Raw genomic sequence first — 7318 nt, 5'->3', positions numbered from 1 at the left:
GCCGATCCTCGAGCTGCCGCAGGTGCAGTTCGTGCTCATGTCGGCCACGCTCGGCGACGTCACGATGTTCCGCGACGACCTGACCCGACGCACCGGCCGCTCCACGGCCGTCATCACCGGCACCGAGCGCCCCGTCCCCCTCGAGTTCTCGTATGCCGTCACCCCCCTCCACGAGACCATCGAGGAGCTGCTCGAGAAGGACCGCGCCCCCGTCTACGTCGTCCACTTCACGCAGGCGGCCGCGCTCGAGCGTGCGCAGAGCCTGACGGGCGTCAAGATCACGACGCGGGAGGAGCGCGAGGCCATCGCCACCCGCATCGGCGGCTTCCGCTTCGGTGCCGGCTTCGGGCGCACCCTGTCGCGGCTCGTGCGCCACGGCATCGGCGTGCACCACGCGGGGATGCTGCCGAAGTACCGCCGGCTCGTCGAGCAGCTCGCCCAGGACGGGCTGCTCAAGGTCATCTGCGGCACCGACACCCTCGGCGTCGGCATCAACGTGCCGATCCGCACCGTGCTGCTCACCGGCCTGACGAAGTTCGACGGGACCAAGCAGCGCACGCTCAAGGCGCGCGAGTTCCACCAGATCGTCGGCCGTGCCGGACGGGCCGGCTTCGACGCGCGCGGCTGGGTGGTGGCGCAGGCGCCCGAGCACGTCATCGAGAACCACCGGGCCGTCGAGAAGGCCGGGGACGACCCGAAGAAGCAGCGCAAGGTCCAGCGCAAGAAGGCGCCCGAGGGCTTCGTGAGCTGGTCGGAGGAGACGTTCGAGCGGCTCATCGCCGCCGAGCCCGAGCCGCTCCAACCGCGCCTCAAGGTGTCGCACTCGCTGCTCGTCAACCTCCTGGCCCGCGAGGGCAACCCGGTCGCCCACGCGGTCCGGCTGCTCTCCGACAACCACCACGAGGCCAAGGACCAGCGGCGGCTGCAGCGGCACGCCCTCGTGCTCGCCCGGGAGCTGCTGACGTCCGGCGTCGTCGAGCGGCTGCCCACGGCCGAGGCCTCCGGTCGCCGTCACGCCCTCACGATCGACCTGCAGCGCGACTTCGCCCTCAACCAGCCGCTCGCCCCCTTCGCGCTGGCGGTCATGGACGCCCTCGACCCCGAGTCCGACACCTACGCCCGCGACCTCGTCTCCGTCATCGAGGCGATCCTCGAGGACCCGCGCCAGGTGCTGTGGGCCCAGGAGTCCAAGGCGCGCGGCGAGGCCGTCGCGGCGATGAAGCTCGACGGCGTCGAGTACGAGGAGCGGATGGAGCGGCTCGAGGAGGTCACCTGGCCCAAGCCGCTCGCCGACCTGCTCGAGGTCACCCTCACGGCCTACCGCCAGACCCACCCGTGGATCTCGCAGGACGCGCTCTCGCCGAAGTCGGTGGTGCGCGAGATGTACGAGCGGGGCATGACGTTCAACGAGTTCGTCTCGTACTACGGCCTGTCCCGATCGGAGGGGCTGGTGCTGCGCTACCTCACCGACGCCTACCGAGCGCTGCGCCACACCATCCCCGAGAGCCACCGCACCGAGGAGCTCGAGGACGTCATCGAGTGGCTGGGCGAGCTGGTGCGCCAGACCGACTCCAGCCTGCTCGACGAGTGGGAGGACCTCGTCAACCCCTCCGAAGCCTTGGCCCACCAGGCGGACGTCGCTCCCCCGGCGCGCCCCATCACCGGCAACGAGCGCGCCTTCACCGTCATGGTGCGCAACGCGATGTTCCACCGCGTCGAGCTCGCGGCCCGCGACCAGTGGGAGGCCCTCGGGGAGCTCGAGGCCCGAGTCGCCGAGCTCACCGAGCCCCCGCAGAAGGTGCTCGTGGACGCCGACGCATGGAACGAGGCGCTCGGTGCCTACTACGACGACCACGACTCCATCGCCACCGACCAGGAGGCGCGGTCGCCGGCACTGCTCCAGGTCGAGCGCACTCCCGCCGAGTGGCGCCTGCGCCAGGTCGTGCTCGACCCCGACGGCGACCGCGACTGGGGCATCATGGCGGTCGTCGACCTCGCCGCCAGCGACGAGGTCGGCGCCGCCGTGCTCACGGTCACGGCCTTCGAGCGGCTCGGCGGCTGAGCGTGGGACTGCCTGAGACGCGCTGGGCGCACGACGGCGTGCTCGTCGAGCCCGCCGGCGGCGGCAACGGCACCGGAGTGCTCGTCCTCTCCGGGTCGAGCGGGCGCGTGGAGCGCGAGCGGGCCCGGCTGCTCGCGTCGGCCGGCGTGTCCGCTGCCCTGACGTACCGCTGGTTCGGCGGTGAGGGGCAGCCGGCGGGCATCTGGGAGTACCCGCTCGAGTCCTTCGCCCCCGCCGTCGCGTCGCTGGCGGAGCGCTGCGACCGGGTCGTGCTGCTGGGCGCCTCCAAGTCGGCCGAGGCCTTCCTGCTGTATGCCGTGGGCGACCCCGCCGTCGACGCCGTCGTCGCGCTCGCCCCCAGCCACGTGGCGTGGGCCAACGTCGGTCCGGGCCCGGACGGCGAGCTGCGCCCGCAGCACTCGTCCTGGTCCCACGGCGGCGACCCGGTGCCGTTCGTGCCCTACGACGACGACGCGGAGCCGCTCGGGGACCCACCCGCATACGCCCCCGTCTACGGGCAGTCCCTGAGCACCTTCGCCGACCGCGTGGCGGCGGCGACCATCCCGGTGGAGCGCTTCTTCGGCGACGTGCTGCTCGTCGCCGGTGGCGACGACCGGGTCTGGCCGTCGGTGCAGTTCGCCCGCGCGGTGGAGGCCCGGCGCCGCAACCTGGACCTGCCGACGACCGTCGTCACCCACCCCCGGGCCGGCCACCGCGTCGTCCTGCCCGGAGAGGACGTCGCGTCCGGCGGCCAGCGCATGGCCCGCGGCGGCACCGAGGCAGCCGACCGCGAGCTCGGCGAGCGCGCGTGGCCCGAGATCCGCCGGGTCCTCGACCTGCCCTGAGGCGCCGGGTCGTGGACCACGCCGATCTGAGGTAGCCGGCGACACGGCATACGTCATCCTCCCGATGTGGGAGGGCCCGCCTCAGAACGACGCTGGAGAGGTCAGCAGCACAGCGACCTCGAAGGATCCCCACCATGCTCTCTCCCCACATCGTCAGCGCCCTCATCGCCGCGCGCGAGGCCGACCTCCAGCGCGGGGCGGAGCTCGCGCGCCGCCGGCACGTCGACCCGCCGGCCCCGGCGCCGGTGATGCCGCGGCCCACCCGTCGACGGCGCACCCGCGTCGACCGTCCCCGCCGGCACGTGCGCCTCGTGTGAGGCCCCGCGACGTGGCGGCTCCTGACGGGCCGATTCGGGCCCCCGTGCGGGTATGTTCCCGAATGGCCGCTTCGGCACCCCTCACTCGACAGGATGGCGTCCATGAACACCACCGACCTCATGGCCGCGTCGCGGCGCGCCGGCGACCACCCCGCGCTCGAGACGACCGCCCGCGTGGGCTACGCCGTCAACGGCGTGCTGCACGTCGTCATCGGCATCATCGCGCTGCGGCTCGCCTTCGGGTCCAAGGGCACGAGCGCCGACCAGTCGGGTGCCCTCGGCTCGCTGGCCGACAACGGGTTCGGGCTGGTCCTGCTCTGGGTCGCCGTCATGGCGTGGCTCGGCCTGGCCCTCTGGCAGGTGACCGAGGCGGTCTCCGGCGGGTGGGAGGTCGGCGACCGGGTCAAGGCCGCGGCCAAGGCGGTCGTCTACCTCGTCCTGTCGTGGACGGCGTTCAAGTTCGCGAGCGGCCACGGGACGTCGAGCAAGAGCCAGACCACCGACTTCACCGCGACGCTGATGAAGCAGCCCGCGGGCCAGTGGCTCGTGGCGATCATCGGGCTGGCGATCGTGGCGGTCGGTGTCTACCACGTCGTCAAGGGCTGGAAGAAGAAGTTCATCACCGACCTCGAGAGCTACCCGGGCCAGTGGATCGTCAAGGCCGGCCGGGTGGGCTACATCGCCAAGGGCCTCGCCCTGGCCATCGTCGGCGGCCTCTTCGTCCTCGCCGCGGTGCGCCACAAGCCGAGCGAGGCCCGCGGGCTCGACGGCGCCCTGCACAACCTGCTCGGCGCGCCGGGCGGTGAGGTGCTGCTGGCGCTCGTGGCGATCGGCCTGATCGCCTTCGGCGTGTACAGCTTCGGCCGCGCCCGGCACGCCGACGTCTGATCAGCTGGTGGTCAGCTCGTGACGGCCTGGCGCGCAGGAACGGTCGCACGCTCACTGCTCGCCTTGCGCCGCAGGTAGTTCCACGCGAGCAGCGCACAGACGACGCCGTTGACCAGCCCGACCAGGATGTCGAGCAGGTGGTGCATGCCGCGGTACAGACGGGCGTAGCCGACGAGCAGCGGCACGACCACGCACACGGTGGTGACGAGACGTCGCAGCCAGGCCGTCTCGATGCGCTGGGCCATGAGCGCGAAGGTCAGGTAGAGCGCGGTCGCGGCACCCATGTGACCGCTCGGGTAGCTCGAGGTGGGCGGCGCGGGGTCGAGGTGCTTGACCGTGGGGCGCGGCCGGTCGGCGATGGCGGTGGCCGCGACGAAGACGCTCGCCTGCACGGCGATCGCGATGGCCGGGACGACGGCATACCACCACTGCTTGGTGCGCCACCAGATGAGGGCCACGGCCACGACGCAGACGCCGATGACGATCTCGGTGTTGCCGATGTGCGACCACACCATCGTGACCGAGTTCATCAGGGCGGTGCGGCCCGAGGCGACCGACCTGCTGAGGTTGTTCTCGGCGGGCAGCCCACCGAGCGGACCCATGATGAGGAAGCCGATGCCGACGATCGCGGCGAAGAGCACCAAGGCCGGGGCGATGGCGCGCACGGCCGCGTCACGCAGGGCGGACCCGACCGGCGGCCGGGAGGAGTCGAGCTCGTAACGGTGCACGAAGGTGTGGTTCACGTGGTGCCTTTCGATGACTCGGGCCCGACCTTGCCCTCCGGCGGAGGGGAGTCGTCCGGGCCGGGGTTCCACCCGAGGTATCCGGCGTAGGACGCCGTGGCCAGCCCCACCCCGAAGATGAGGCCGCCGACGACGTCGGACGGGAAGTGCACGCCGAGCAGGACGCGGTCCAGACTCGTGACGACGACGTATGCCGTCAGGCCGGCCACGAGCACGCGGCGTCCCGTCGTCGAGAGCAGGGGCCAGAGGAAGATCGTCATGGTGGACGCGATGGCGGCCGCGCACGCGACGTGTCCGGACGGGAAGCTGTAGCCCGGGGCGTGGGAGACCGGGTCGCCCACGACCGGCCTGGCCCGCTGGACGACCTGCTTGATGTCGAGCTGGAGGTTCCAGGAGACCATCAGCGTGGCGAACGCCCAGAGGCAGCGCGTGGCGAGCTCGCGGTGACGGCGCCAGACGACGAGGCAGACCACGGAGGAGACGATGTAGAGCCTCCACGGCTGGGTGAGCTCCTGCCAGAAGACGAGGAAGGTCTTGAGTCCGGGGTTGGCGCGGGTCAGGTCCGTCGCGGCGACGATGAGGCGCTGGTCGAGGTCGACGACGGGCGAGAACTTCTCGCGCACGACGAAGGCGAGCGCGGTCAGCGGCACGGCGAAGACGAGGCCGTACCCGACGCTCTTGAGCAGTCTGCGGCCCCGGCCGGCCGGCCTCGTGCGTTGCACGACGGCGGTCCTCTCACCCAACGCGCACCACCAGTGACTCGGGGAGCACCCGGATGTCGAGGGCGCGGTGCGGCCCCACCGGGTCGCCGTCGATCTCGGCCTCGACGGGGTGCCGGGCCACGATCGTGAGGTCCGGGGCGACGAGCCGGTCCAGGCGCCGGTGCCCGGCGCGGTGCCGCGTCACGACGTCGACGGCGACGGACAGCCAGCCGAGCCCGCCCTGCGGAGCGAGGACGACGGCGTCGAGCTGCCCGTCGTCCACGACGGCCTCGGGCATCAGCTCGACCCCGCCCTGCAGGGTGCCGCAGTTGCCGACGACGACGCCACGGGCGGTGCGGGACACCGACTCGCGCGGGGCGCCGACGACGCCTTCGCCACCGCCGGACCTCACCTCCACGGGGAAGCCGCGGCCCGACAGCTTCTTGGCCGCCGCCGCGATGTAGGCCACCCAGCCGACCTTCTCCTTGAGCTTCTCGTCCGTGTCGGCCATGATCTCGCCGTCCAGGCCCAAGCCGGTCATGACGAGGAAGATCTCCTCGTCGTCGGCCACCCTCGGCGGGCTCTGCTTGGTGGCGCGGCTCGACTCGGGCTCCGGCAGGTCGTCACAGAGGCGCACGACACCGACGTCGATGCGCCGGTCCCGGCCCTGCACGACGGCGCGCACGGCGTCGTCGAGCTGGCCCACCGGGAGGTCGAGGTTGCGGGCGAGCAGGTTGCCCGTGCCACCCGGCAGCAGGCCGAGGGCGACGTCGGTGCCCACCAGGGCCGAGGCGACGGCGCGCACCGTTCCGTCGCCGCCGAGCGATGCGACGACGTCGGCTCCGGCCTCGACGGCCTCGCGGGCCTGCTTCTCGCCGGTCTCCTCGGCGGTGGTCTCGATCCAGACGGGGTCGGCCCACCCGCTCTCCTCGCAGACCCTGGCGACGATCGCCTTGGCGGCGTCGAGGTCGTCGACCCGCAGCGGGTTGTAGACGACGGAGAGGGAGCGCCGAGCGCTGGGGGTGTCGGACATGAGCGGATCCTAGGGCTCGTGGCGTGAGGGGGCGGCCGTCGAGCTCGACCGTGTCAGGACATACCCCGAGACGGCTGTCAGCCGAACCCCAGCGCTTCTCCTGCGCGCTCCCAGCCTGCTCGACGGGGCCGGCTGTAGCGTGCGCTCGTGCACCTCATCCGCCGCCGTCTGGCCGTGGCCGTCGTCATCGGCGTGATCGCGGGCCTGTTCGTGCCTCTGGGCCCGGCCCACAACGTGCTGACCCACACCCTCGCGGGCTTCGTGGTCGGCGGACTCGTGTTCGCCGTGCCACTGCTCGTCCACGTGCTGCGCCTGGACGCCGCCACCACGCGCGAACGGGTGCGCGGCCGGGACGGCGACGCGGCGTGGTACGACGTGGTCGTCATCGTCGTCGGGCTCGCTAGCCTCGCCGGGGTCGGGGTCCTGCTGATCGGCGGGCAGTCGAGCGGGACGGCTCAGGTCGTCGACGCCCTCGTCGGCGTGCTGGTCGTCGCCGTCGGGTGGCTCTGCGTCCACACGGTCTACGTCCTGCGCTACGCACGCCTCTACTACGCGAACCGCACGGGCGGCCGGGCACCGATCGACTTCAACATGGAGGAGGACCCCTCCTTCAGCGACTTCGCCTACTTCTCGTTCAACCTGGGCATGGCCTACCAGGTCTCGGACACGGCGGTCCGCTCCACGCAGGTGCGCCGGGTCATCCTCTGGCACTGCCTTCTGGCCTACCTC

The 7318-nt window shown here is 72.3% G+C and carries 8 protein-coding genes; 5 read left to right on the top strand and 3 right to left on the bottom strand.

Annotated elements, in window-relative coordinates; all coding sequences use genetic code 11:
• From ABD194_RS20810 to ABD194_RS20795, 4 genes are all read left to right on the top strand, one after another.
• The coding region (locus ABD194_RS20810; RefSeq protein WP_343995091.1) for a DEAD/DEAH box helicase at window positions 1–2062 on the top strand (2062 nt) is incomplete at its 5' end.
• Between the two features lie 2 nt (window positions 2063–2064).
• Window positions 2065–2907, top strand: a complete 843-nt coding sequence (locus ABD194_RS20805) for an acyl-CoA thioester hydrolase/BAAT C-terminal domain-containing protein (RefSeq protein ID WP_343995089.1) — start codon at window positions 2065–2067, stop codon at window positions 2905–2907.
• Between the two features lie 134 nt (window positions 2908–3041).
• Window positions 3042–3224 (top strand): hypothetical protein, encoded by a 183-nt coding sequence (locus tag ABD194_RS20800; RefSeq protein WP_343995087.1) that lies wholly within the window; start codon window positions 3042–3044, stop codon window positions 3222–3224.
• Window positions 3225–3326: 102 nt separating this feature from the next.
• Window positions 3327–4112: a DUF1206 domain-containing protein gene (locus ABD194_RS20795; protein WP_343995085.1), complete on the top strand. Its 786-nt coding sequence runs from the start codon at window positions 3327–3329 to the stop codon at window positions 4110–4112.
• A gap of 11 nt (window positions 4113–4123) precedes the next feature.
• Here the strand turns inward: ABD194_RS20795 and ABD194_RS20790 are convergent, their stop codons facing one another.
• The 3 genes from ABD194_RS20790 to ABD194_RS20780 are packed head-to-tail and all read right to left on the bottom strand — an operon-like array spanning window position 4124 to window position 6589.
• Window positions 4124–4855, bottom strand: coding sequence for a phosphatase PAP2 family protein (locus ABD194_RS20790; RefSeq protein WP_343995083.1), 732 nt, complete (start codon window positions 4853–4855; stop codon window positions 4124–4126).
• Window positions 4852–5577, bottom strand: coding sequence for a phosphatase PAP2 family protein (locus tag ABD194_RS20785; RefSeq protein ID WP_343995081.1), 726 nt, complete (start codon window positions 5575–5577; stop codon window positions 4852–4854). The genes ABD194_RS20790 and ABD194_RS20785 overlap by 4 nt, the downstream gene beginning before the upstream one ends.
• A 13-nt stretch (window positions 5578–5590) precedes the next feature.
• Window positions 5591–6589 carry a diacylglycerol/lipid kinase family protein gene (locus tag ABD194_RS20780; RefSeq protein ID WP_343995079.1) on the bottom strand — a complete coding sequence of 333 codons (999 nt, stop codon included), beginning with the start codon at window positions 6587–6589 and terminating at the stop codon, window positions 5591–5593.
• A gap of 147 nt (window positions 6590–6736) precedes the next feature.
• On the opposite strand from ABD194_RS20780, the gene ABD194_RS20775 reads away from it, so the two are divergent.
• Window positions 6737–7318, top strand: a 582-nt coding sequence (locus ABD194_RS20775) for a DUF1345 domain-containing protein (protein ID WP_343995077.1), incomplete at its 3' end; no start/stop codon positions are given.

The organism is Terrabacter terrae, assembly GCF_039529575.1.
GTDB classification, from domain to species: Bacteria; Actinomycetota; Actinomycetes; order Actinomycetales; family Dermatophilaceae; genus Terrabacter; species Terrabacter terrae.
Note: the sequence above shows the minus strand (reverse complement) of the source record. Positions and strands in the feature narration are given on the sequence as shown.